This is a genomic window from Nostoc sp. TCL26-01 (assembly GCF_013393945.1).
In the GTDB taxonomy this organism is placed as follows: Bacteria; Cyanobacteriota; Cyanobacteriia; order Cyanobacteriales; family Nostocaceae; genus Trichormus.
Genome location: NZ_CP040297.1, coordinates 3565227 through 3590722, shown reverse-complemented (window position 1 = coordinate 3590722; position 25496 = coordinate 3565227). Strand labels below are relative to the sequence as shown.

The 25496-nt window shown below is 39.5% G+C and carries 26 protein-coding genes and 1 pseudogene; 10 read left to right on the top strand and 17 right to left on the bottom strand.

Features of this window, described 5'->3' with window-relative positions; translation table 11 throughout:
* Window positions 1–152: 152 nt before the first annotated feature.
* From rlmN to FD725_RS15485, 9 genes are all read right to left on the bottom strand, one after another.
* Entirely contained in the window at window positions 153–1223 is a 1071-nt protein-coding gene (rlmN, locus tag FD725_RS15525) for a 23S rRNA (adenine(2503)-C(2))-methyltransferase RlmN (RefSeq protein ID WP_179048954.1), read from the bottom strand.
* 149 nt (window positions 1224–1372) lie between these two features.
* The gene (locus tag FD725_RS15520) at window positions 1373–3025 is read right to left on the bottom strand and encodes an FAD-dependent oxidoreductase (protein ID WP_179048953.1); all 1653 of its coding nucleotides are present in this window, start codon (window positions 3023–3025) and stop codon (window positions 1373–1375) included.
* 619 nt (window positions 3026–3644) lie between these two features.
* Window positions 3645–3965, bottom strand: coding sequence for a hypothetical protein (locus tag FD725_RS15515; protein ID WP_179048952.1), 321 nt, complete (start codon window positions 3963–3965; stop codon window positions 3645–3647).
* A complete protein-coding gene (locus tag FD725_RS15510; RefSeq protein ID WP_179048951.1) occupies window positions 3937–4170 on the bottom strand; it encodes a hypothetical protein in 234 nt (77 codons plus the stop codon). Before FD725_RS15510 ends, FD725_RS15515 begins: the two co-directional genes overlap by 29 nt.
* Before the next feature lie 803 nt (window positions 4171–4973).
* A complete protein-coding gene (locus FD725_RS15505; protein WP_179048950.1) occupies window positions 4974–5285 on the bottom strand; it encodes a type II toxin-antitoxin system RelE/ParE family toxin in 312 nt (103 codons plus the stop codon).
* Entirely contained in the window at window positions 5273–5467 is a 195-nt protein-coding gene (locus FD725_RS15500) for a hypothetical protein (protein ID WP_179048949.1), read from the bottom strand. Before FD725_RS15500 ends, FD725_RS15505 begins: the two co-directional genes overlap by 13 nt.
* 137 nt (window positions 5468–5604) lie before the next feature.
* Complete coding sequence (locus FD725_RS15495) at window positions 5605–5859, bottom strand: type II toxin-antitoxin system RelE/ParE family toxin (RefSeq protein ID WP_179048948.1); 255 nt, start codon at window positions 5857–5859, stop codon at window positions 5605–5607.
* Window positions 5856–6086: an addiction module protein gene (locus tag FD725_RS15490; protein WP_179048947.1), complete on the bottom strand. Its 231-nt coding sequence runs from the start codon at window positions 6084–6086 to the stop codon at window positions 5856–5858. Before FD725_RS15490 ends, FD725_RS15495 begins: the two co-directional genes overlap by 4 nt.
* Window positions 6087–6410: 324 nt before the next feature.
* Complete coding sequence (locus tag FD725_RS15485; RefSeq protein ID WP_179048946.1) at window positions 6411–8012, bottom strand: peptide ligase PGM1-related protein; 1602 nt, start codon at window positions 8010–8012, stop codon at window positions 6411–6413.
* Between the two features lie 466 nt (window positions 8013–8478).
* Between FD725_RS15485 and FD725_RS15480 the strand changes: the two genes are divergently transcribed.
* From FD725_RS15480 to FD725_RS15470, 3 genes are all read left to right on the top strand, one after another.
* Window positions 8479–9417: a phosphoribulokinase gene (locus tag FD725_RS15480; protein WP_179048945.1), complete on the top strand. Its 939-nt coding sequence runs from the start codon at window positions 8479–8481 to the stop codon at window positions 9415–9417.
* A 160-nt stretch (window positions 9418–9577) separates the two neighbouring features.
* The gene (locus FD725_RS15475) at window positions 9578–10177 is read left to right on the top strand and encodes an aminodeoxychorismate/anthranilate synthase component II (RefSeq protein WP_179048944.1); all 600 of its coding nucleotides are present in this window, start codon (window positions 9578–9580) and stop codon (window positions 10175–10177) included.
* Window positions 10178–10180: 3 nt separating this feature from the next.
* Window positions 10181–10948, top strand: a complete 768-nt coding sequence (locus FD725_RS15470; protein ID WP_179048943.1) for an MBL fold metallo-hydrolase — start codon at window positions 10181–10183, stop codon at window positions 10946–10948.
* A 211-nt stretch (window positions 10949–11159) separates the two neighbouring features.
* Here the strand turns inward: FD725_RS15470 and FD725_RS15465 are convergent, their stop codons facing one another.
* Window positions 11160–12398 carry a VCBS repeat-containing protein gene (locus FD725_RS15465; RefSeq protein WP_179048942.1) on the bottom strand — a complete coding sequence of 413 codons (1239 nt, stop codon included), beginning with the start codon at window positions 12396–12398 and terminating at the stop codon, window positions 11160–11162.
* Window positions 12399–12949: 551 nt separating this feature from the next.
* Between FD725_RS15465 and FD725_RS15460 the strand changes: the two genes are divergently transcribed.
* Together FD725_RS15460 and FD725_RS15455 are read left to right on the top strand one after the other, a co-directional pair.
* On the top strand, window positions 12950–14260 hold the full coding sequence (locus tag FD725_RS15460) for an aminopeptidase P N-terminal domain-containing protein (RefSeq protein ID WP_179048941.1): 1311 nt from the start codon (window positions 12950–12952) through the stop codon (window positions 14258–14260).
* Window positions 14261–14466: 206 nt separating this feature from the next.
* On the top strand, window positions 14467–15036 hold the full coding sequence (locus tag FD725_RS15455) for a thermonuclease family protein (protein ID WP_179048940.1): 570 nt from the start codon (window positions 14467–14469) through the stop codon (window positions 15034–15036).
* Window positions 15037–15232: 196 nt separating this feature from the next.
* Here the strand turns inward: FD725_RS15455 and FD725_RS33135 are convergent.
* A pseudogene (locus tag FD725_RS33135) lies at window positions 15233–16870 on the bottom strand (ABC transporter permease subunit).
* A gap of 484 nt (window positions 16871–17354) precedes the next feature.
* Between FD725_RS33135 and FD725_RS15440 the strand changes: the two are divergent.
* From FD725_RS15440 to FD725_RS15430, 3 genes are all read left to right on the top strand, one after another.
* Window positions 17355–18002, top strand: a complete 648-nt coding sequence (locus FD725_RS15440; RefSeq protein WP_179048938.1) for a sigma-70 family RNA polymerase sigma factor — start codon at window positions 17355–17357, stop codon at window positions 18000–18002.
* A gap of 188 nt (window positions 18003–18190) precedes the next feature.
* Entirely contained in the window at window positions 18191–18817 is a 627-nt protein-coding gene (locus FD725_RS15435; RefSeq protein WP_179048937.1) for a hypothetical protein, read from the top strand.
* Window positions 18818–18996: 179 nt separating this feature from the next.
* Window positions 18997–19488, top strand: a complete 492-nt coding sequence (locus FD725_RS15430) for a hypothetical protein (protein ID WP_179048936.1) — start codon at window positions 18997–18999, stop codon at window positions 19486–19488.
* Between the two features lie 104 nt (window positions 19489–19592).
* Here the strand turns inward: FD725_RS15430 and FD725_RS32510 are convergent, their stop codons facing one another.
* Complete coding sequence (locus FD725_RS32510) at window positions 19593–19799, bottom strand: hypothetical protein (protein WP_256871625.1); 207 nt, start codon at window positions 19797–19799, stop codon at window positions 19593–19595.
* 178 nt (window positions 19800–19977) lie between these two features.
* Window positions 19978–20652, bottom strand: coding sequence for a lipoyl(octanoyl) transferase LipB (lipB, locus tag FD725_RS15425; RefSeq protein WP_179048935.1), 675 nt, complete (start codon window positions 20650–20652; stop codon window positions 19978–19980).
* Window positions 20653–21262: 610 nt separating this feature from the next.
* On the opposite strand from lipB, the gene hpf reads away from it, so the two are divergent.
* The gene (hpf, locus tag FD725_RS15420; RefSeq protein ID WP_179048934.1) at window positions 21263–21898 is read left to right on the top strand and encodes a ribosome hibernation-promoting factor, HPF/YfiA family; all 636 of its coding nucleotides are present in this window, start codon (window positions 21263–21265) and stop codon (window positions 21896–21898) included.
* A gap of 80 nt (window positions 21899–21978) precedes the next feature.
* Here the strand turns inward: hpf and FD725_RS15415 are convergent, their stop codons facing one another.
* The 3 genes from FD725_RS15415 to FD725_RS15405 all read right to left on the bottom strand — a co-directional run bounded on the left by FD725_RS15415 (window position 21979) and on the right by FD725_RS15405 (window position 23347).
* Entirely contained in the window at window positions 21979–22440 is a 462-nt protein-coding gene (locus FD725_RS15415) for a peroxiredoxin (protein ID WP_179048933.1), read from the bottom strand.
* 87 nt (window positions 22441–22527) lie between these two features.
* Entirely contained in the window at window positions 22528–22980 is a 453-nt protein-coding gene (locus tag FD725_RS15410) for a hypothetical protein (RefSeq protein WP_179048932.1), read from the bottom strand.
* A gap of 52 nt (window positions 22981–23032) precedes the next feature.
* Window positions 23033–23347 (bottom strand): hypothetical protein, encoded by a 315-nt coding sequence (locus FD725_RS15405; RefSeq protein WP_179048931.1) that lies wholly within the window; start codon window positions 23345–23347, stop codon window positions 23033–23035.
* A 250-nt stretch (window positions 23348–23597) separates the two neighbouring features.
* On the opposite strand from FD725_RS15405, the gene FD725_RS15400 reads away from it, so the two are divergent.
* A complete protein-coding gene (locus FD725_RS15400; protein WP_179048930.1) occupies window positions 23598–24725 on the top strand; it encodes an acyltransferase family protein in 1128 nt (375 codons plus the stop codon).
* Here the strand turns inward: FD725_RS15400 and FD725_RS15395 are convergent.
* A complete protein-coding gene (locus tag FD725_RS15395) occupies window positions 24645–25337 on the bottom strand; it encodes a Uma2 family endonuclease (protein ID WP_179048929.1) in 693 nt (230 codons plus the stop codon). The genes FD725_RS15400 and FD725_RS15395 overlap by 81 nt on opposite strands.
* Window positions 25338–25496: the final 159 nt, after the last annotated feature.

Sequence of the window (25496 nt, the reverse complement as noted above, 5' to 3'; positions counted from 1 at the left end):
AGAAACTCTATAACTCAATACGTAATTACGAATTACGTTAGCGTAGCGTAAAGCCTTCTCTTTCAGAGACGCTAACGCGAACGGCATAGCTTCGCTTAGAGCGAGTCTTCTCCCAAGGGGAGACGCTAAGAGCGAAAGAGCGTCATTACGAATTACGAATTACCCGCGTTACTACTGCGGAGTTGTCCACAAGCTGCATCAGCTTCTAAACCACGAGAGTAACGCACACTCACAGCAATTTTTTGTTCTTGGAGAATTTGGACAAACGACTGAATTTGCTGGCGGTTAGGGCGTTTGTAATCAACTTCTTGGATAGGATTATAGGGAATCAAATTAACATGATTTTGAAAACCCCGCAATCGCCTTGACAATTCTAAGGCGTGTTCTGGTAAATCATTGACCCCAGCTAACAAGATATATTCAAAAGATATACGTCTGCCGGTGATAGCTACATATTCTCGGCATTCAGCTAGCAAATCTTCTATGGGGTAGGAGTGGGCGCTGGGGATGAGTTGTTCGCGTAATGCTTGGTTGGGTGCGTGGAGACTAACGGCAAGGGTGACTTGCAGATGGTGTTGAGCTAATTGACGAATACGATCGCGTATCCCTACTGTAGAGACAGTGAGCGATCGCTGTCCAATTCCGACATCTTGATTTAAGGATCTAACCGCCCCTAAAACATTATCTGTATTCAACAATGGTTCACCCATACCCATAAACACAACATGACTCACCCGTTGTTGAAAATCTTCTTGAACAGTCAATACTTGATCAACAATTTCATGTCTGCCTAAGTTACGTTTGTAGCCACCTTTACCAGTAGCGCAAAAATCACAAGCCATCGGACAACCTACTTGGGTAGACACACAGACTGTTAAGCGTTTGTCTGTGGGAATACCCACGGTTTCGACAATTTGCCCATCTGCTAGTTGCAGGAGATACTTGACTGTATCATCTGGTGCAACAGAACGGTAGTGAATTGTTGAACGGCCAATGGGAATTTCGGCTAATTCCGCCCGCCATTGTTTAGAGAATACCGAAATATCAGCAAGCGATCGCACTCCTTTTTGATAAATCCACTCATGCAACTGTTTACCTCTATAAGTCGGTTGTCCTTGCTGCTGTACCCACGCGCTTAATTCCGCAACTGAAGCACCTAGTAGAGGGGGTATGGTTGTTTCTTGGGAGATGTTAATTGGGGAAGTTAGCGGTGTAACAGACATATGTTGTAAAAAGTTGATCCTGAATCTCTATCCTAGTTTGTAATTTAGTCAGGTTGGTGATTTTTTTTAACGCAGAGGGGAGGGAGGTAAGCGCAGAGTAACGCGGAGGTAAGAAATAATTTTCTCCTTATCTCCCCATCTCCCCTGACCTATTTTTTAGAGAGGATGGTTTTCACATGATCGGCTAATCTAATTGCTAGGGCGACAATTGTGAGGGTGGGGTTAGCGTAACCGCCTGTGGGGAAAACAGAACTACTGGCGATGAAGAGGTTGGAAACGCCGTGGACTTGGCAATTTCTGTCTACTACACCTTGTTTGGGATCATCGTGCATTCTGGTTGTTCCCATGTGATGATGTGTACCGGGATGGATTAATTTTGGTAAATCGCCATCTCGGTCAAGTTGTAATTCACCGATACCAGCACGGGTAATTTCTTGTTTAAGGATATCTTGTGTGCGTTTGATGTGTTGGATATCTGTGTCGTGCCAACGCCAGTGTAACTTAACTCGCTGACGACCGAGGCGATCGCGCTCATCAATTAACGTCACTCGATTTTCGGGATCTGGTACTTGTTCCGTTTGGTGTAAGAGTTGAAATCCCGCAAATCGGCTTTGAGGATTGGCAATATTCGACCAACCACCCCAAGCTAAACTAGGAATGAAAGGTTCCTGTTTCAAGAATGCTCCATAAGCCGCAGGTAAGATATAGTCCAAACCGATAAATAGATTGCTTAAGTGTTTGATAAAATCTTGACGTGCTTGTGAATTATGTCTGAGTGAGAGCAATTCTTTCAGGGAATTTACAGCTTTTAACTGATATGGTTTGGGGATAGGAAATAATAAGGTACTAATATTTAGTAATTGTTCACGGCGCATCACTGCTTCTGTCAAAGCGAGTTTACCCATAACCGGGATATTATTCACTCGGCGCAAATCATATAAAGCCGTATTTTTAAAAATATCTGGATTTGTGGGAATCAATTTACCACAACTAACTAAGGGATGATCCATAAAGAATCTACCCACTAAATCATGTTGATTACCTAAACCCGTTTTTTGAGTCTTATTTGAGAGTAACAGCGATCGCGCAGTTTCAATTCCCCCCATTGCTAAAATCACTACCTTAGCCTGCACCCAAAATTCTTTACCTGATGAACAAGCTACTCGTAAACGAGTGACATTTTTAGCAGTGTCATCCGTGGCAATTTCTATCAAGTTAGCATGGAGATAAGTAGTAATATTACTAGCTTGATTAATTTCTTCTCGGTACTCATGGGTAAACGCAGCACGAGGCCCAAATTGAAACATACTAGTAGTGACATGACTAGTAAATGGTAACTGGGGAGTTTCAGCATTTTGCCACGACTCAGCATCATAAGCAAAAGCTCCCAATTGACAAACTCTTTGCGCGCGTTTGTAAAATGGATCTAGGTGAGATTTATCAAAAGGCCAACCACTATAAGGTAGCCAATCTCGCTTTTCAAAATCAATTTTATCTAGGGGTACGTGTCTCACACCAATTTGATTGTTACCTAAGCGAATTTTCCAAAAGTTAGCTGTACCACCAAATTGTAAACAACGCTGTTCTTCTAATGTGCCAAAAAGATTACCTACACTCTCACCTTGAGTAAGTGACTGAGTATGGTGATCAAAATCCAAACCACCACTTTCTAATAAACAAACCCGAATGTTTGTCTGAGCTAATTCACGAGCTAATGTAATCCCAGCAGGCCCAGCACCGACAATACAAACTTCAGTTTCAATACTGTCATCCTGAGATAATGTATGTGCGTCAATTAACATTAAGTAGCTACCTATAATTAGTCTAATTTTTGATTGAGTAAAGAATATTTGGATTGATATTACCCAATACTTCTAACTCAATAGCAACGAATATGGCACAACTTCATGAGGATGACCACCGATTAAATCACTTTTGTCTAGAGACATTTCGGTAGTTTATCCAACTAGTCTCAATACTTGGTTATATTAATGACCTAAAATTTGCTAAAATAGTCACAAAATACAAATGTATGTTTATGCAAAAACATAGAAATATAAAACTATCTGAGTCTTGATCGGAAATTTGCCTGATGTAAAAAATAAAATTTATTGAGATAAAGTCAGGTACGAAAAATTTAAAAAATCTCGTTTAATTCGTGGCAACACTTATCATGACATTTGCCAAGTGATTTATCTCACATAAGAGGATGTTTGGAACGTCTAATTTATAACAAACCATGCGACTCGAAGTCGCACGCCACTGACTTTATTTACATCAAAGTAAGGGATAATGAGGCGATGCCTAGTTTGGTAAACTACGGTAAACTACGCGCTTGATTACTGCTATTTTATGCTGGTATTATAAATGACTGTATGACGTGGAATTCTGATCACTCTGATATTTAATATTAAAAACTTCTCATGGCATTGATGTCACCCATCCACCTGTGGCATAACGAATCGCATCAGCATTTATCCTCGTAGCCAATTCATCAAACTTTGCCTCTAAATCTGGGGGAGTATCTACTATAAAACCATGCCAGAGTAAGGCATGAACTTCGGTGTGTGTTTGGTATGGTATTTGCACCAATTCGGGCTTAAATCCTAGTTCCTTAACAATATCCATTAACTCGACAACATCTAAATTAGCAAGATTTACCGATAAAAACCGTTTACCTTGTTCTGGAATACCGTTCAGAGTCTTGATGCCTTCAATTATCGGTTTTATTGTTGCTGTCATCAGTTATTATCTCCGTTCTAAACCAGCAAATAAACTTGTAAGTACCATTTTTAGTGGGAGTGATTGTTGTTTGGGTGACGTTAATGACTTCCGTTAGCAGGAATTGGCTGGCAATGAGTTCACACTTTGATTGTGCTGCTGTTAAAGAAACTGCCCGTATAGTCTCTTCCCATTCTGAGTAAGGATTATCTGGGTCTTGAAGCATCAATTCTCTGCGATCGTCATAATTTTGATTAATAATAATTTTAGCGCGATCAGATCACAGTATCTAAGATATTGCGATCGCTGTGATTAAATTAAGAATACAAACTTTCCGCCCGACAATAGATATTTTCTGATGGTTCATTAAAATATTTAAATAATGCTGGACATAACCATCTTTCTATATTAGTTGCTTCCCAGCGATACCAATGCCCGCTATACTCTGACAAATCCTCTACGAATGAATTTAATTTTGCCTAACTACTTAAGTGTGCCATAATAAACACTATCGTCACTTAATTGTAAACCGATGGTTTGGGTATCTGGGCAGAAGTTGCAAGGCGATAAGTACCTTTGAAAAAAAAGAGTTCTTTTCAAACAGCAAAGAAAAAACTTGTAATAATCTTCTCAACTCTCCATCTCCTCTTATCACTCCATCCCCTTCTAAATCTCCATCAAGTTTCAAACTTTTCAGCGATATTCCTCTTACTTCCCAAACCTCATTATGTTCTGAGCGTGAAATTCCTAATTACCATATACTTGAATCGGTTCGGGTATTAGTTTCTTTAGTTATTATTGTTATTATTATTGGTATCTTGAACTTAGTAATTAATGGTATTTTATCCGCTATTTTAAAAAACTCAAGTCTAGAATATTCTTGGAGGGTATGTGCCATGTTTGCAATTTTTCTAGGCTTAGTTATTGGATGGCAAGGACATCATATCTTTTTGTAAAATCTTACCTGCCTCATAAAATGGTAGGTTTGGTTGAGGAAGTAAATAAAAAAAATTGCAATCTAACTTAGATTTAATCACCAAGTTCGCCAGGTAAATCAGAAGAATTAAGCTGCCTAGATGAATGAAAAATAGTTAAAATACTCACTTCATTATCAGTTAGTAAATAAACAATGCGATAACTTCCAAAGATAATTTCTCTAATATTATCTTGGCTGATTTCTGGCACTATACGTCCTGATGATGGAAAATTTTCTAGACGTTCTACAGATAGAAATACTTTATTCACAAATACCTGAGCAAAACTAGGTGCATCTCGCGCAATAAAATCACCTATTGCCGCTAAATCAGTTAAAGCTTGATTTGTCCAGTTTATTCGTACCATGTCTTAATTTGCTTTTTGGCTTCTTGATGTGACACGATATTTCCAGTATTGACTTGTTGTAAACCTTGATTTACTTTATAGAGAAAATAAAGCTCTTCCATTACTTCTTCAAACGTCACATTCTGAGGCATTTCTTCTACTGCCTTGAGAACTTGATATTTTACATTAGTATTTACTGTCATTTTGATTACCTACAAAAAAGTTGAAATAAACGTAGTCTTCAATTAATAATTGAAATATTTTTTCAATCTTAATCAAGGCTTTACTTCGCACCTTGGCGATGCCTACGCGGATAAACTAGGCACTAATGATAGTATAATCAAAAAATCAACTCACATTCAACTAATTCAAGTTCAGGATAAAAAATTAGATAGGAAAAACCTTGAATAGCATAACGACGTATGCTTTCAATCTTGTGTGAAGTTCCTAAATTGGGATTTTGCTGAATCTTCAGAATAATTCTTTCTACTTCAGACAGAAAATCTAGTCCCAAGCCTACTTTTTGAGCTTCATAGTAAGCTATTGCAGCATCAAGCTCTTTTCTAGCTTCGGTGTGGATAACAATAAACTTCACGAATACTTTTCTCGTAAATCCGAAAAAACTTGAGATATTGGTTCTCCAATAGCTGTTTTGCGATTAATATCCTCTAGTCTTTGGGTTAATTCTGTATCCCAAGCAGCTTCTAGATTATCGTCTATGTCCTCATCTAGAGAATGAATTAAAAAGTAGGCAATTTCAGCGCGTTCTTTTGTGGAAAGCTGAGAAAGTTCAAGTTTAAGTTTTTCGGCAGTTTCACTCATACTTTAGGTATCACCAACAATTCTAAGTTACAGACTTATTTACCCGATCATACAGCAGATTTCAAGTAGATGAAGTACACACTATTCGTCTCAAAGCTAGGCATAAAGGCTATTTTACTTCTGAATTCTGACTCCTTAATTCTGAATTCTGCAACTGCTTTATCGTAAAATCAAGGGTTTAAGACCCCTATGTCTACACGTAGTATCAGTTGAGTTGGGGTTTAAATCCCCAACTCAACTGTCTTTAATTTTGAATTTTGAATTTTGAATTGTTAATTGGTTGTTTTGAAGGAACTATTAGGGCGTAGTTGGGTGTGATTTCGTTCAACTATATCCCTCCCACGCAGTCGAGTAGGTGTAATCAGAAAATAGGGAAAAATTTCGATTGTCGTTGCGGGTTTCTTCATCTAGAACTTTGACGACTTTGTTATAAATGTCTTCGGCTTGTTGGGGAGAATCACCAATACTGGTTAATCCCAATTTGCCAAACTGAGATAGACAACCCATCAGATGAAATACTGTCCCGGTTTCTGTACAACTGTCGAAGTGTAACCTGTGATGAGCGATGATATCCATTAAATCGTTAGGTAGCAATCCTCGATAGCGGTCTTTTTGCAGATTGTCGGTGGCGATGTAATATTTTGGTCTACCTTGTTGACTATAAAATAACCCGGTAGATGGTTCATAACGACCGTTGGTTAATAATTTTAAGGTCATGAAAGGATGAGTTGTGCCGCCTTTGCGGAGGTTAATTTCAATGGCTTGGATATCCCATTGACCATCACCTTGATCAACAGTGATAAAGTCTACACCAAAGCGTTCTAAGGCTCCTTTTTCTGCTAGCTTTCTGCCGACTTGTAAACCTAATTGTTGTAATTGCAAACGATAGCTTTTATCTGCGGGAAATCGGCAACCTAGATAAATTTGACCATCTGGCCCGCCTAAAATTTGGTCATGAGTCGAGAGAATTTCGACTTCACCTGTGGGAGTAATTCTACCTTGGACACTAGGCGATCGCTTAATTTCTCCTTCTACAAATGCCTCGACAATTGCGCCTAATTCCGGGATGCGTCCCGAAAAATTTGTCCAACTTTCCTGTTTGGCTTGAAAGCGCATGGTGGAAAAGCGATCGCTAATTGCTGTCACTCTATCTGTTCTCGAACCTTTTCCCGGCGATACATCCATAATGGGACGCAAATCTAGCAGTGCATTTCCCTCCCCAGAAATCCCTTCATTTAACTTGACTACCATCCGTTGCAATGTCGGTTGACGTTCCCACAAATCACAAGCAGCAACTGCTAAATCTTGGGGATGCCAAACTAACTCACTCCCATCGGGATGGGGTACACCACTCTCGGCAAAGATTTCTCTACTACCGCTTTTTGTCCCCCAAATTTGTAAATCTGGTGCAGCCGCATATAATGGCACATTCAATTTTAGTGATAATTCTGCTTCCCATTGGGTTGAGTTATAGCAAACTATAAATGATTTTTCTAATCTTAATGCTTGTTGAATTCGTTCTATTAATCGGGGGCGTTCTAAAATTTTTTGACTTAGAGGTTTGGGTGAAGAATCATAGGTCGAAAGTAAGAGCAAGCGATTACGCGCATGAGAAAATGGGATGCCCGGCAAAAGTTGTAAATAGTAATCAATAATGCTGGGATGTAATGGTGTAGATGTCACATAAATTAATCTAGTGCGGGGATTTCGCAACCGCATCAACGCAAACAGTAATCTTTCTTCATAATGTTCAAATCCTTCCACTTTTTGAATTTCGCGCTGATCAATACTTAAGGAAGGGATGACAATAATATCCGCCTCACCGGTGTCAAATAGCTCGATGGTTTTCCAGCGATCGCGTAAAGTTGATTGCAGAAGACGAAACTGATCCACCTGCTCTAATTCTGAATAATTCAGTGTCACCATAATCCCTACCCTGTCTTGATCCCCTATGCTGCTTTACTACTCTTGTATATCCTAAAGACAAGCAAATGCCCCGGATATGCAATACTTCTTAGACTGCACCTAAAGCAAAAAGGGGAGTAGGGGAAGAAAGATTTTTCATCCTGACCATCACTCTTTCCCTTTTTGCACCTGTTTATCCACTAGCTGACTACTTCTGCCATAGTAGGTATTTTTGTTATTTGTTGACCATGCTTCCAAAGTCAGAAAAAATTGCTTCACTAAGGGATGATTTGCATAGATAAAAATTTTAAAATCCTACTGCAATACAGATGTAATTATGCAAGAAATCAGCATACTGATGCGTTTAATGTATAGAGATGTTGCATAGCCTGTTTTTAGGTGATTGACTTTTCCCAATCCCTTCTAGAATAAGAAGACATTCTCTGCCAAATTTATTATTAAAGTTGCTCACATCGGGGGGGGTATTATGAGCCGTCCAATTATTCTTGGTATTGTTGGTGATAGTGCTGCTGGGAAAACAACATTAACTAAAGGTATTGCCCAGGTATTAGGCCCAGAAAATGTTACGCTCATTTGTACAGATGATTATCATCGCTACGATCGCCAGCAACGTGCAGAAATTGGCATCACTGCACTCCACCCCGATTGTAACTATTTAGATATCATGCAGCAGCACCTATCGCTGTTACGCACAGGGCAATCAATCTTGAAACCAGTGTATAGTCACAAAACAGGGACTTTTGAGCCGCCACAATACATCAAACCCAGTAAATTTGTGATTATCGAAGGGTTACTTGGTTACTCTACCCGTGCTGCCCGTGAATGTTACGATGTGAAGGTCTATCTTGCTCCTCCAGAAAAAATCCGCGCCCAATGGAAAATCAAACGCGATACCCAAAAACGCGGCTACACCCCAGAACAAGTCTTGGCAGAATTGGCAAAACGCGAACCAGACTCAGAACAATATATTCGTCCCCAACGGCAATGGTCTGATATCGTAGTTAGTTTTTATCCCCCCGGCGACGTAGAGGATGAAACCAACGGACACTTGAATGTGCGCTTAGTGTTGCGTCCCACTATTCCCCACCCAGATTTTACACCGATTATTAATTTGACTGATGGTAATTCTCTGTCAGCCATTCGCTTGGGATTAGACAGGGATATGAATAAACCTGTAGACGTGCTAGAAGTTGACGGTCACGCCACCTTAGATCAGGTGAATAAACTAGAGCATATCATGTGTTCTGATATGCCATATCTCAAGAATATCTGCGATCGCGAAAGCAACCCAGAACTAGGTAAAGTTGCGGGTACAACAGGTGAAACACTGCAAAGTTACCCCTTAGCTTTGACCCAGTTAATTATCACCTACCATATGCTCAAAGCGACACAATCATATCAGTAATATCATCTACCGCCAAAGGCAGTACATAAGATTAACGAGTGATGCAGGAGTAAAATATACATCTGGTAAAAATGAATGTAGAGACGTTGCAGTGCAACGTCTCTACAGGGATTTCGGGCAACGCATCACTCAGCACTAAAAAAAGCAGGAGTTATAAACTGTGATTATAGTCATCGATAATTACGACAGTTTCACCTACAATCTAGTACAGTATTTGGGAGAACTGGCGGCTCAGTTTCCTGTAGCATCAGATATTCGAGTTTTTCGCAACGATAAGATATCTGTAGCAGAAATTCACGCTTTAAATCCTGATGCTGTCGTGATTTCCCCTGGCCCCGGTCGTCCAGAAGATGCAGGTATATCTTTAGATTTAATTCAACAACTAGGTACTAACTTGCCGATTTTGGGTGTGTGTTTGGGACATCAAAGTATTGGTCAAGTGTTTGGTGGTAAAATTGTCTCTGCTCCAGAGTTAATGCACGGTAAAACTTCTCCCGTAACACACACTGGAGTTGGAGTTTTCCAGGGATTAGAAAATCCGATGATTGCTACCAGATATCATAGTCTGGTGATTGAGCGTCAGACCTGCCCCGAAGTGTTAGAAATCACTGCTTGGGTAGAAGATGGGACAATTATGGGAGTGCGACACCGGAACTATCCGCAAATTCAAGGAGTCCAATTTCACCCAGAGAGTGTTCTCACCTCTTCAGGAAAGCAGTTACTGCGAAACTTTTTGGCACAGTTAGAGTTAAGAGAGTAATTAATGAAACGACGACAGTTGATAGGCTATGCTGGGGCGGGGTTAGCTACAGCTTTAGTCTCCACCCTTGGTTCACACCGTCAAGCTGATGCACAATCTAGCGGTTTATCAGTGCAGTGGTTGGGTCATACTTGCTTTCTATTCACTGGTGGTGGGATAAAAATTCTGGTCAATCCATTTCGGAAAGTGGGTTGCACTGCTGGTTATCGTCAACCAAAGGTAGCAGCAGATTTAGTATTAATTAGCAGTCAATTGTTGGATGAAGGTGATATTCAGGGGCTACCGGGAAATCCTAAGCTGATATACGAGCCAGGAGCTTACGAGTTTAAGTCTATCAAATTTCAAGGAATTGCGATCGCTCATGACCGCAAAGCCGGTAAACAATTTGGCATGAATACTGCTTGGAAATGGAAACAGGGCGGAGTTGATATCCTGCACTTGGGTGGGGCGGCTGCACAGATTTCTATTGAACAAAAAATCCTCATGGGAAGACCTGATGTGTTGTTCATCCCTGTGGGAGGAAGTGACAAAGCTTACAATCCCCAAGAAGCTAAACAAGCAATTGAGGTATTAAATCCTAAGCTGGTGATTCCCACTCACTACCGCACCCAAGCTGCTGATGCTGCAACGTGCAGTATTTTACCCCTAGATGATTTTCTCACTTTAATGCAAGGTGTGACTCTACGTCGTAGTAATAGTGACGCTATTAATATTAGTTCTAGTAATTTGCCTGATAGTACTGTGATTCAGGTTTTAAGTTACAAGTTTTAATTAAAGGTTAGAAGTAGACCTTTCAAGGTGGATAAAAATCTTAGTCCAGAAATTCCTCTTTCACTTTTTAACTTTGTGCCTTTGTGTCTTTGTGGTTAAATAAATTACTTTTTTACCACAAAGGCACAGAGACACAGAGGAATTGGTCACTAGAAATTAGTTTGAAATGACTAGAGGTTAGAGGCTAGTAAAAAATCTAGCCTCTAGTTTTTTACGCTGTATACCACTCTGGAGTCAGTGGATTAGTCACCAGAGTTTCACTGGCTTTTGTGCCGTCCATTGTCCAAATTGTATCTGTTCCGCTTGCCTGATCGCGCCAGTAGATGTCAGTCTTGCCATCACCGTTGTAATCACCGAGATATGGCTTAGAAGCTGCGCCATTGCTGGGTAAGAAGGCTTCGCTACTAACTGCTGTACCGTCCATCAACCAAGCGGTGTTCTCGCCGGTTGTACCATTGTGCCAGAAGATATCTGTCTTACCATCACCATTGAAATCACCGATGCTGGCTGTCCAGTCGGTACTGAGGGTGTTGACAGCGCCTTCTGTGACGAAGATACCGTTCATTGTCCAAATTTTGTTCTCGCCGGTGCTGGTGTTGCGCCAGAGAAGGTCAGTGGTAAAGTCACCGTTAAAATCACCCAGGCTGTAAGTCCAGGATGCGTCTTGTGATTGTAGAGAGTACTTGGTGGCTTGTGTACCATCCATAAACCAGACGCTGTTATCGCCAGTGGTGGCATTTCTAAAGAAGAGATCACTCTTACCGTTACCGTCAAAATCCACAACAGTGGCGCTTAGACCGGGATCGGTAGCATCTAAAACATTCGCACTGACTACGGTTGTACCATCCATCAACCAAATCGCATTTTGGCCAGTTTGGGCATTATTCCAATAGATATCAGTTTTGCGATCGCCGTCAAAATCGCCGATGCTGGCATTCCAACCTGGATCTACTTTGTCTAGATAAACAAAGTTAGCTACTCTGGTTCCATCCATTAAAGCGATCGCATTTTCACCTGTGGCATTATTCCGCAACAAGAAGTCTGTCTTGCCATCACTATTAAAATCGGCAATTTTATAAGTCCAAGTGGATAAGTCATATGTACCCAAAGACGCTTCTTGTGTGGTTGTTGCGCCATCCATTAAGCGGACAACAATCTCGCCTGTTTGCGTATTTAGCCAAACTTTATCCGCTTTACCATCACCATTGAAATCAGGAGAAATGGCTGCGCTAGTCAGGTAAGGATTGGGATTGGGATTGGCGCTAGTAAAGGGAGAAGATGGTACTACTACGTCTGATGTATCTAGATATGATGAAGAACTTGTAGTGCCTAGTGGATTGGGATTGAAATCCGATTGAATATAAGCACTAGAGACTAAACTACTGGATTTTATCGAAGAATCTTCAAAGGCACTCTTTATTCTGGCGGCAAAATTATTGTTGTCAGACATAGCGTGTTTTTATGACTGTTGTCATAAGAGTTTTAGCTCAGAAGCAACTGTTAATTCTGTCATTTAATAACATTCTTTCAAGTTTTAAAAAATTTCTTTTAATCACTTGATGTTTCCCTTAATGTCAAATTTTGCCTACATTTTTGATTCTCTATTTTAAATATTTTTTAGAAAAATACAAGTCTTAAATAAACAGTTTTTTAAAAATATTTTTGTTGTTATTAATGTCAGATTTCTCGGACAAAAGTATGATTTTTTGTGTTTTTTATTTCTTGTAAATGTTACCCTGATAACAGAATAGGAATTAAATCAATTAAACAAAAACAGTAGAGACGTTGCATGGCAACTTCTCTACATAGTTTACGTGCATCATGATTAACGTGAAATGGTATTAGGTGCGTTAGACTACAAATACTTAATTTTATGCAAAAATCACATCGGATTCCCATAGATCAGCGTGTTGGGTTACGCATTGCTACACCCAATCTACTACATCTAATACAATTGTATAAAATGTAAGATCAGACCATAATTTACAACATTAAACAGCTATGCAAGCAGAATATCGGCAACGTCGTGAGCAATTAATGGCGAAAATTGGTAATGGTACAGCTATTTTTCGCAGTGCGCCAATGGCGGTGATGCACAACGATGTCGAATACGCTTATCGCCAGGATAGTGATTTTTTCTACCTGACTGGTTTCAACGAACCGCAGGCGGTGGCTGTGTTAGCACCCCACCATCAAGAACATAAGTTTGTGCTGTTTGTGCAGCCAAAGGATCGAGAAAAGGAAGTTTGGACGGGTTATTTGTGTGGAGTGGAAGCAGCGAAAGAAATCTACGGTGCAGATGAAGTGTACCCCATTGCCGAACTTGATGAAAAATTACCCCAGTATTTAGAAAAAGCTGATCGCCTTTATTATCACTTAGGACGCGATCGCCATTTTAATGACAAAATCTTAGGACATTACCAAGAGTTACTGCGAACCTATCCCAAGCGGGGTACAGGGCCGATTGCCATAGAGGATACAGGTACTATCATCCACGCTTTGAGGCTAATTAAAAGTGAATCAGAATTGGTACAGATGCGTCAAGCAGTAGCGATCGCTGTGGAAGCACACAATTACGCCAGGGAATTCACTACACCAGGACGTTATGAGTACGAAATTCAGGCGGAGATAGAACATATCTTTCGCAAACGGGGTGCATTGGGGCCAGCGTATCCTTCAATTGTGGCTTCTGGGGTGAATGCTTGTGTCTTGCATTACATCGAAAATAATCGCCAAATCCAATCAGGAGAATTACTCTTAATTGATGCTGGTTGTTCATACAATTATTACAACTCAGACATTACTCGCACATTTCCGGTAAGCGGTAAATTTACGCCAGAACAAAAGATATTATATGAACTGGTACTGTCAGCGCAAAAACAAGCGATCGCGCAAGTACAACCAGGTAATTCTTTCAAATCAGTTCATGATACCGCCGTCCGTGTCTTAACTGAAGGTATGGTGGAACTGGGTATTCTCACTGGCGAAGTGGATAAGTTAATTGAGGAAGAAAAATATAAACCTTACTATATGCACCGCACTAGCCATTGGTTAGGTTTGGATGTGCATGATGTGGGGGTTTATCAACACGGTGAGGATAAACCGCAGATTTTACAACCAGGACAAGTGCTGACGGTGGAACCGGGATTGTATATTGTCCCAGATACCAAGTTAGCAGAAGACCAGCCTGCCACTGATCCGCGTTGGGTGGGAATTGGGATTCGCATTGAGGATGATGTTTTGGTGACAGCTACAGGACATGAGGTGTTAACGGCTGGAGTGCCAAAAGCAGTAGATGAAATAGAACAATAAGAAATAGGGATGGTGTCTACCCCGAATTTCTCACGAAATTTATAAAACCGAAGCCCAGAGGCTGTAGGGGCGGGTTCACAAATATGCTTCAATCATTCACGAATATCTCATGAACCCGCCCCTACCGTTTTGTGAGAAATCCAGGTCTACCATTTCTATTTTTATGAGATATAATAAGCCGCCATCAACACCAATAAAAAGTTGGCATGAATAAGTTAGTTAAACAAGCATTATTGTTATTGGGTGCAGGGATTATTCTACTTTGTTTGATGGGGTGTGAACGCTTTTTTGGTGCGTCTGGTGATGCCGTTGAGCGTGTGAGTGATGGTGATACTCTGGTGGTAAAAGATGGTAAAGGGAATAAATTTACAGTGCGGTTTGCTTGTATGGATGCACCAGAAATTGCCCATACTAATAAAGAAAAAGCTAGTAAAAGTGTAAGCGATCGCCATCAGTTTAGCTGGGGTGTGAAGGCGCAGGAACGGTTAGAACAACTGGTAAAACAGGGAGGCGATCGTGTTACCTTGAATATTACAGATAGCGATCGTTATGGACGTAAAGTTGCCGAGGTGCGGTTAAAAGATGGCACTTTTGTACAACAGGTTTTGTTACAAGAAGGTTTAGCTAAAGTTTATCGTCCCTATTTAAACAAGTGTCCGAGTAAAGATTTAGTCCAGCAAGCCGAAGCCAAAGCGCAACAGCAAAAACTAGGTATTTGGGGAGATGCTGAGTTTACTAATCCTTGGGAGTATCGTAGTTTTAATAAGAGAAAATAAAACTGCGGGAATGCGTAAATAACGAGCAGCATCGCTAATGGAGTATGCAGGAATCTCTCTAGGGTCAGTTCCTCCGTAAAGCTCGGTCATAAGCGTGCCTGCCAGAGATGTCTATTTTATTATTAAATAATTTTACTCGACATTCAAGTTAAGCGATCGCCATCAGTTTAGCTGGGGTGTGAAGGTACAGGGATCATTAAATTTTGTGATGTTTGCTCTGACGCATCATTGGGTTCATCCAAACTTCCAAAAAAGAGAAAAACTGTGATGAGAGCAGAGTTAAAACTAGATATACTAAAGCAACTGCTGTATAAATCTCGAAAGCACGATAAGTATCAGCCACAATTAATTGACCACGGCGAAATAGTTCTTCAAAACCAATCACTGCTACTAAACTAGTATCTTTTAATAGGGTAATAAATTCGTTGCCCAATGGTGGAATCATCCGCCGTAAAGCTTGAGGAAAAATAATGTGGCGCATCGTCTGTACATTATTCATCCCCAATGATTTAGCCGCCTCTGTTTGTCCCCGTTCGATAGATTGAATCCCTGCGCGGACGATTTCGCTAATGTAAGCCGCAGAATTAAGACTCAGGGCCAGTATAGCCGCTAAAAAACGGTCAAACCGCAGCGTCACACCAAAATTTTGAGCTAATGCAGGTAAGCCAAAGTAAATCATAAAAATCTGCACTAGTAAAGGTGTACCGCGAAAAAAATCTACATAAGCGCGAGTTAGCCACCGCAGAGGTGCTATGGGTGAGAGACGTGCAATTCCCATTAATGAACCAGCAACCATCCCCAAACAAGCTGAAAATGCAGTGATTTGCAACGTTACCACAGCACCAAGCAGTAAGTTAGGTAAGGCATTGAGAATTATGTTTAAAGCCATGAAATATTATTAGTTAAACGAACATCCTAATTTTTAGCGTTTTTCTTTGTGCCTTTGTGGTTAAATCAATGATTTTCTACCACAGAGACACAAAGGCACAGAGGAATTTGTGATTGGAAGTTAAAATTTTTGACAAGGCTACCTTTAGCCTTATTCCCCTCTTCACTTCGGCAATTGTGGAGGCTCGGCTTTAAACCACTTCCGATAAATTTGCGTGTAAGTACCATCGGTAATGATTTTTGTGAGTGCATTATTGACAGCATCCAGATGAGGAGAATTCTTGGGTAGAGCAATGCCATAGAATTCTTCAGTGACGAGTTGATTAATGATCTTTAAGCCCTTGAGCTTACCACTATTGATGGCATCCAAGGTAACGGGAGCATCGTTAATCACCGCATCAACGTTACCATTTGCCAGTTCTTGTAGAGCTAGAGGTGCGGAGTCGAATTCTCGTACTTGAGCATTGGCGACGCTTTTAGCTGTTTTTGCGCCGGTTGTGCCAATTTGCACAGCGATTTTTTTGTTTTTGAGACTATCTAGGTTAGTAATAGTTGTATTATCTTGACGAATAGCGATCGCTAATCCAGCTTGAAAGTAAGGTCGAGAGAAGGATACTGTTTGCGCGCGTTCTGGTGTAATGGTGATAGAGCTAATGGCAGCATCGATAGTATTAGCTTGCAGCGCGGGAATAATCCCATCGAAAGGTAAACTCTGAAACTCAATGCTAAATCCAGCTGCTTTTGCGACTGCTTGCATCAAATCAATATCAAAACCGACTAACTCACCGCCACTACCTTTAGACTCAAAAGGCGGGAATGCTGGTTCAGTAGCCACTTTCAGGGTTTTATTCGTGGCGCTATTATTACTGGAACTAGTACAAGCTGATAATAATAGTACTACGCTCAACCCTCCTAAGAATTGCTTCAGGAAAAGCGATCGCTTCATTTTTGACTTGAACATCATCTTTAATTGTTGATTGTGATGGAATTTTCTCAAACTATGTTTTAAATTACTACACAAGGATGAGGTTAGTCGAAATTAACTTCATCTCACTAAAGAAAACTATACTCATAGCCAAGATATTAGAACCTTATCGAATTATGTCCAGGGATTTTTTTAAAAAACTATCTATCTTCTAGTCAAAATCTGCAAATTTGCTGGATTCATATTTACTATAAATAAGCAAATGATTTATATTTTATTATTATCAAATTCATTATTAAAAAACAAGAAAATACTAATTTTAATTAATTTTCTTGTTATCAAAAAGTTAAAATGAGCTAAACATAAGTAATGGTTGACAGGACTTTTTACGTAAGTCCTATTCAGATATGCCGTGATTTGTAGACAACTGGGTTCGACTCCACAGTGGTTGAAGCACAAACACTAAATCAAGACCCATAGTGTCTCAACAAGAGGGATGTGGCAAATGATATCAAAACAGCAATCAGAGTGCTATTATCAAGAACTTTTGCATGATTGGAACTATTGTCAGAAACTAGAAAAAATTGCTCGTAAATATACAAGAGGTACGAGTTTATCTTGGGAAGATGCTGTTCAGGCTGCCCATTTAAAAATTTTTCAAGCTGTGCAATTTGGTAAGTTTCAGCAAGGAGCGATACAACAGTTTAATCATTGGGCAACTACAGTAGCTAAATGTGAGATTATTGATTTTGTGCGAAAAGAAAGATTGAGAAGCTATCAAAGTCTAAACTGCAACCTACCTGAGACAGATATACCTCTGATAGATACAATTCCTGATGAATATAATGTTTTGGATGTAGTGGAACGAGCAGATTTAATCATGAAAGCAATAGAAGCAATTAATCACATCGATCAAAAATATCCCCAGCAAAAATACCTCCAACTTTGGCAAGAAAAGATAGAGGGGAAAACTCAAACTCAAATTGCTGCCCAATTAGGTGTTAGTCAGAGTGAAGTCTCTAAACGCTGGCAAGAACTTGTAGAACTGATTGCTGAGTTTTTAGGGTTACGCGAATTTGCTCATATTAAGCGCAAACAGCAAGCAATTAGCAAGCGGAAAGTAACACGCGATCGCACAACACAGCAATGGTAAATTTAGTAATAATTAATTTACTATTAGTCAAATTCGTAAAGATTTAAATAGGTCGTTATATTTTGGCATAATCACTCGTTAACTAATATATTGAATCCTAAAATATTTAAAATATTAGTTAAGTAATTTTCCCTAACAGGGATTAACGATTTATGCTGATTAACTTGAGTAATAGACAAGAGTACAATATGCCAATTCCACAGCCCGGTGAAATCTGGGAAGTGAGACGTTCACTGGAAAGTCCTCTAGAATTCTCAAGTCAAGAACGACAAACTTTGTTTTCTGATGCTGTACAAAATTTTCTTGCAGGTAACTCTCAGCCACGCTATGTAATGATTGTCAAAGAACCAAATATAGAAGTAGAGGAGCATTGGTTGGTTGTTGATGTCATGTTGTTGTCTGTTGAAACAGAATTTCTCAGTAATGTGGATTTATTAATTCCTGCGGAAATCTCTGGATTAAGTCAAGACTTACTCGCGGAAACTTGGCATATTATACCTGCATTAACTTGTAACTTATTACAATCTCATGGCAAAAGACTGTCTAGAGAAATTTATGATCATCTTCTGACAATAGGCGATTATTATTACAGGTTGGTTGATGAACTACCTGCCATCTTAAAAACCCAAAGTTTAGGATTAATCAGTGGCAATATAGATGCGGCAAAAGACTCAACAAGTCAAAATTTTCATCAACAAGAAGAAACTTGGAGTGAGGTGTTGACATTGCCAGTAGCAGCCTATTATACCTACTTAGATAGCATAAAACTTACCAATAGAGTTTTAAATGAGGCATTAAATCTGGAACAAGACTAAAATCAACTTTTCCTATGTTTAAAGTCCAAAAATTTGATCAGTTTTGGAATAATTGGTATTGAATATCCGTTCTCATAATTAGTTATTAAATAGAATTCAGGAGTCAGGAGTCAGAATTCAGTATGTTCCCAATTTTACTGAATAAACTTAACAAAGTAGTTGTCTTAGCCATATCAACTATGGCTATAGTTACTGTGAATGCTCAAGAGACTTTAGCCATACCCCTCATACCAATTTTGGATCAAAAGGCTAGTCAAGCGATCAAAGAGTTATTGGGAATTAATTTTGGTAATCAAGCAGCACCAACAGTTAATTCATCGTTCATGAATACGCAAAACAATACAACTAATTCTCCTTCCACAACTCCTAACTATCCCCCATCAAGCGGTGTATCAACTGATGCACAAACTACTCCAGGTTACGCCCCAGTAAATCCCGGTTATTCTCCACCTTATCAACAAAGTTATCCAGGTTATATCCCAGCACCGCCTCCAGTAAATCCTGGTTATCCTGTTCCAAACTATGCGCCTAATTATCCACAAATGTATCCAGGATACGTTCCAGGTTATGTGCCGGTAAATCCTGGTTGTCCTGCACCTATTTATCCTCAAGGTTATCCAGTACAGCCACCAACGCGATTTAATCCCCCAGTAATCATCAATAATTATTGAGAAGGTTGTTAATCAGTAAATCGGCACAGTCAAAAGTAATGATTTGGCAAATTGTGAACCAATAACTAATAACTAATGACCAATAACTAATGACTACTACTTAGTTAGAGATATTCGCGCAAGAAATCAAAGGGGTCGTCTTCCCAACACGGCTCAGGTATCATCAATAATAAATTGCTGTTTACGTCCGCTTCAATATCATCAATGTCACCTCTGTCAAACAGTTCTATTAAAGCTTTCCTATCACGTTCTTTCAAAGACGTAAACGCTGGGGCGTATATCTGTGGATTGATTGGATAATTCACAGGCATAATTTGAGTTGATGAATGCCAAAAAACTAGTTTTGCGGCTGGTAAACACTCATATTTTAACTTGCATAAGTGAAATCACAAATATGCAAATGTTTTCTGCCAATTTTCTGATATTTTCAGCCTAGAATAGAGCGCACCTATTACATAATTACAGTTAAATTTACCCACATCAGCACAATTATCCTCCGACTGACTCGACTAATTCCACACCGAATACTTCTGCAAAAGACTGGCTAATCTGAATTCGCACTTCATCACAGGTAATTCCTGGTATCCATTGAGCTAAACTACCTACAGGCTTATCAATAATGCCGCAGGGGACAATGCGCTCAAAGCCTGTCATGTCAGGACAGACATTTAAGGCAAAACCGTGCATAGTAATCCAGCGACTAACTTTAATGCCAATTGCGGCAACTTTTCGTCCTTCTAACCAAACTCCGGTGAAAGAGGGAATGCGCGAGCCTTCTAAACCGTAAACTGCTAATACACGAATTAATACTTCCTCTAATTGTCGTAAATACCAGTGTAAGTCTTGCTGGTGGCGCTGCAAATTCAAAATCGGATATCCGACTAATTGACCAGGACAATGGTATGTAACTTCACCGCCACGTTCGGTTCTATGTACCTCGAACTGGCTATGATTAGGGTCAAATTTGAGAAAGTCTGGACTGCTACCTTGTCCTAAAGTATAAACTGGCGGATGTTCGAGCAAGATTAGCACATCATCTAGATTAGGGTTATTGATGCGCTCATGCAAGAGCGATCGCTGCCATGTGTGCGCCTCTAGATAGGGCATCAATCCTTTGTGATATAAAAAACAACGCTTTAAGTATGGTTTATTACTATGGATCATGCCAAAAATCAACTGGGTTAACCACTAAATATATTGCAACTGCCGACTTTTGCGTCAAAAATTGTCAAGCTATGCAAAGGATTTTAAAGGAACGTCAAGGGAATCAGCCATAAGAAATACAAAGTGCTAGTTTGAATATAGAACCACATCAGGTGTTGGGAGGAATTCTCTACAATAAGCATCACGCCAAGACACAGGGAACGACTGCACTGGCTGATGAATCTAATAAATAGTTTGCATCTTCAAGACTTGTTTACTCTGACAATCAGCAGTAAACCTTCCTTAACAAACCAGCAGTGACTACTATATAGTTATGTAAAGTTTGTATTGAAGAAGAAAGTCAAAACAGTTATCCCTTAGATCACCTTAGTTGAGAAACTTGAGTAACTATCTCATTGTCTAGCAAGCAATCAGAAGTAGAAAAACAAAGCAAAATCTCACCAGAGGCATAACCATAGATGCCAACTAGATTAGATAAAATAGGCTAACAGTAAATTAACAACCGTTCACAAGTTGCGTTGGTGCAATAAATATAACTTACCGCAATCTCTTTTCATCTCAAAACAAAATCACATCAAAATATTGTGCTATTGCGCGGGAGAGTTTACACATGAAGCTTGTCATCCACGGGAAAAATATTGAAATTACCGATGCGATTAGAGAATATGTGCATCAAAAAATTGAAAAAGCAGTTAACCACTTTCAGAACATCACAAATGAAGTGGATGTGCATTTAAGCGTAGCCCGCAATCCTCGCATTAATCCTAAACAAGCGGCGGAAGTTACCATCTATGCAAACGGTAGCGTGATTCGTGCCGAGGAAAGCAGCGAAAACTTATATGCAAGTATTGACTTAGTAGCAGATAAAATTTCCCGACAACTGCGTAAATACAAAGAGAGACGACAAGATAAGAAAACTCAACCAGTTAGCGAAACCATTGTACCAGCACCAGTAGTTGCAGATTTAATCGGCGATCGCACTCCCGAATTACCGGAAGAAGTCGTCCGCACCAAATATTTTTCCATGCCACCCATGACGTTAACAGAAGCTTTAGAGCAGCTGCAACTAGTGGGACATGATTTTTATATGTTCCGCAATGCTGAAACAGGCGAAATAAACGTTATCTACGAACGCAACCACGGCGGTTACGGTGTCATTCAACCCCGGAACAATAACGGACACACCAATGGTAAAAACGGCAAAACAGCCCATAATGTTGTGATGCCGGAAAAGTCTCATAGGTAAAGAGACTGGGGATTAGGGATCAGGGATTGAGGATGAAATGGTAGACATTGACCCAATCCCCAATACCCAATCCCCAATACCTACTTAGCCGCTAATTGTTGCAAGGTTTTTAGTGCTTCTTCAACGTGTCCCTGGAAATTAAACATTGAATCAAAGACATACTGGACAATCCCTTGTTGATCAATAACATAAGTAACGCGGCCGGGAAACAAACCAAAAGCTGCTGTTGCACCGTATAGTTTGCGTACTTGGTCGCCTTTATCACTCAAGAGAGTAAAAGGTAAATTGTATTTAGCTGCAAATCGCTGATGAGATTCGCTACTGTCACCACTGACACCGATAACCTCAGCACCAGCATTTTGAAAAACCTCATATTGATCACGGAAAGCACAAGACTCTGCTGTACATCCTGGTGTATCATCTTTGGGATAAAAGTACAGTACCACGGCTTTTTTGCCGCGTAACTCACTCAGGCTGACAGATGAGCCATTTTGAGCAGGTAGAGTAAAATCGGGGGCAGTGTCTCCAACTTTAATTGCCATAGCAGAGTTATAAAATTTAAAATTTGGTTTTTTAATTGACGTTTCTTAATTTAACAAAAATATTACAATAAATAACAAAAAATTAAGTTATTTATTTTTCCTATCTAGATATATCTTGAAACCCAAACCACTACCAAAGCCACCACCAAATATGATAAGTATTTTGAGAATATCTTGATAAACAGCTATATCTTTATTAACTAGATAAACAGTTAGAAATACAAAAACAGCTACAAAAATACAAATTGCAATGAGATTGTACTTCCTCGTTTCTCTTGCATCGAGAAATGCTCTTTCACTATCCTTTTCGACGCTTTCCAGAATTTTTGTTATGTGCTGCTGATTAATTTTATCTAAAATTGGTGAGCTTGAAGATGCTGAAAAGCGTCCCATAGATAAAAATGCTCGTATCTCACTTTTGACTTCTGGTGGTAGGTTATTTAATTCTTCGGGTATTTTATCTATATATCCACTTTCATTATCTTGACTATTTTTTTCTTCACCTGTTTCTTTGTTAGACTCATTTTCCTGATTGGTCATATAATTCTTAGACTGTAAATACTGATGAGTCAGCAAATTTTAAAATTGAACTTTATTTTGATGCAATATATTGATTTATTGCAGCATAAAGCTTAGTTTGAAATAAACTAATAATTTTTTTCTCAAAAGTGAAATTTACTCTTGATTCTATCTCATTTTCTACAAAAATAGAACAAGCATAGCGGACTAAAGACGTAAATGCTTCATCACTAATTTCTCCATTCATATTTAAGTATGAGAAAAAAGCAATGATACTTTTCAGCCTCGAAAAATTTGAGGACGAAAAATCAATATTACTAATATCTACATCATTGGTTAGTAAGGAATTTGATATTCCCGCAGTTTTTTTACCCTTTAAAAATACCATAGAAATATTTTGCAAATTTGACTTTAATCAAAATTACCAAAGTTCGTTTCTCTGAGATTTTTTACCATAAAATGTACTCTAAATATATATACCTTATAATTATATTCTATCTTTTACATAATACATATATGTTAAAATGCTACATTTTTGACTCGATACCACACGTAGCAACTTTAATTTGTAAAACTTAATTAATTCCCTGCACGAGTCGAGGTAGTTTAGATACTCATCAAGTACAAAATTACTGTCCATGCGCCTAACCTCACTTGATGTATTTCGCGGTATTACCATTGCTGGGATGATTCTCGTTAATATGGCGGGAGTTGCCGATGATGTGTATCCATCATTAGCCCATGCTGATTGGCATGGTTGCACACCAACTGACTTAGTATTTCCCTTCTTTTTGTTCATTGTTGGTGTAGCAATGACTTTTTCTCTATCCAAGTACACTCAAGACAATCAGCCTTCCGCTTCTGTCTACTGGCGAATATGTCGGCGGGCAGCAATTTTGTTTGTATTGGGTTTGTTGCTGAATGGTTTTTGGAATAAAGGTGTGTGGACTTTTGATATAAATAATCTTCGCATCATGGGGGTATTGCAACGCATAAGTCTGACTTATCTATTTGCATCTTTAGCCGTCCTCAAGCTTCCACGGAAGGGACAATGGATATTAGCAGGCGTATTACTTATTGGTTATTGGCTAGCCATGATGTATGTTCCGGTTCCAGAATATGGGGCTGGGGTGTTGACTAGAGAAGGTAACTTTGGGGCTTATGTTGACCGCTTGATTATACCTAAAGCTCATCTGTATGCGGGTGATGGGTTCAAAAATTTGGGAGATCCAGAAGGACTTTTTAGCACAATTGGGGCGATCGCTAGTGTTTTGGCTGGTTATTTTACTGGCGATTGGATACGCAAACAACCAGTACAAACACGTACGAGTATCGGTTTAGCATTATTTGGCATTGGTTGCGTAATAGTCGGTTGGGCTTGGGGTTGGGTTTTCCCGATTAATAAGAAACTGTGGACAAGTTCCTATGTAATTTTTACGAGTGGTTGGGCTTTGCTGTTGCTAGCAGCTTGTTACGAACTGATTGAAGTGAGGTTAATTCGACGCTGGAGTCAGCCTTGGGAAATTATGGGACTAAATGCGATCGCTATTTTTGTCCCATCAGTATTACTAATCAAAATCTTAGTGAAAACTAAAATCGGCACTGACGAAAATGCGCCTAGTACTTACAATTGGCTATATCAAAATCTCTTTGTCTCTTGGGCTGGAACTTTCAACGGTTCATTACTATTTGCACTTGTCACCGTCTTGTTCTGGTGGGTTGTAGCTGTTGTCATGTATCGTCAACGCTGGTTTATCAAAGTCTAAATCTAGGTTCTTCAGTACATCACTTTTATTTATTATCTGACTATACTCAGTCACGGCATCATATTGGTCAGATATGAGCGCATATTTTGCTAATAAATCTAAATTCAAGTCTGGCAATAAATTACTTTGATTAACTTTTCTATAATTGTCACTTTCCCAACAATAAACTGATAATAAACCATCTTCCCAAAACCAAACTTCAGGAACTCGCAAACGCTGATAAATTTCTAACTTATTAATTCCACCACTCGTGACAGTTATTTCCAAAATTAAATCAGGAATAGTTTTTTTTGTTCCTAAGTTATAAGACTCATCGGGTTCGCATCGCGTTTTGTCTCCCTTGTTACCTATGGTTGCACTTCCCCGCCCATAAAACCGGATATTCTTCATCCGCATATAAACTTCCAGCAACATCGCCAGAGTTTTTTTATTATCTTCGTGGTCGTCAGAAAGTGGGGACATAATTTCGAGAATACCATCTAAATAAGTTAGTCGTGCGCTTGTCCCTGCCAGGGCGATATCAAGCTGTTCTAACTGTTCCCAACTGACATTGTACAGAATGATGTAGGCAGTCTCAGAAGTCGTAGGTTTTTGCAGAACAGGGGAGGACATAAGTTAAACCATAGAGTGCATAGTTTCTAGGGTACAATTCTTAAATAAATGGAATGCGGCAAGCATCGCCAAATATTAGCACAATGTCTCAAATATAATTCTTTTCAGCACAGATTTTGCTGAGTTTATAAGAGTCGCAACTAAGGAACAGGCCTTTGG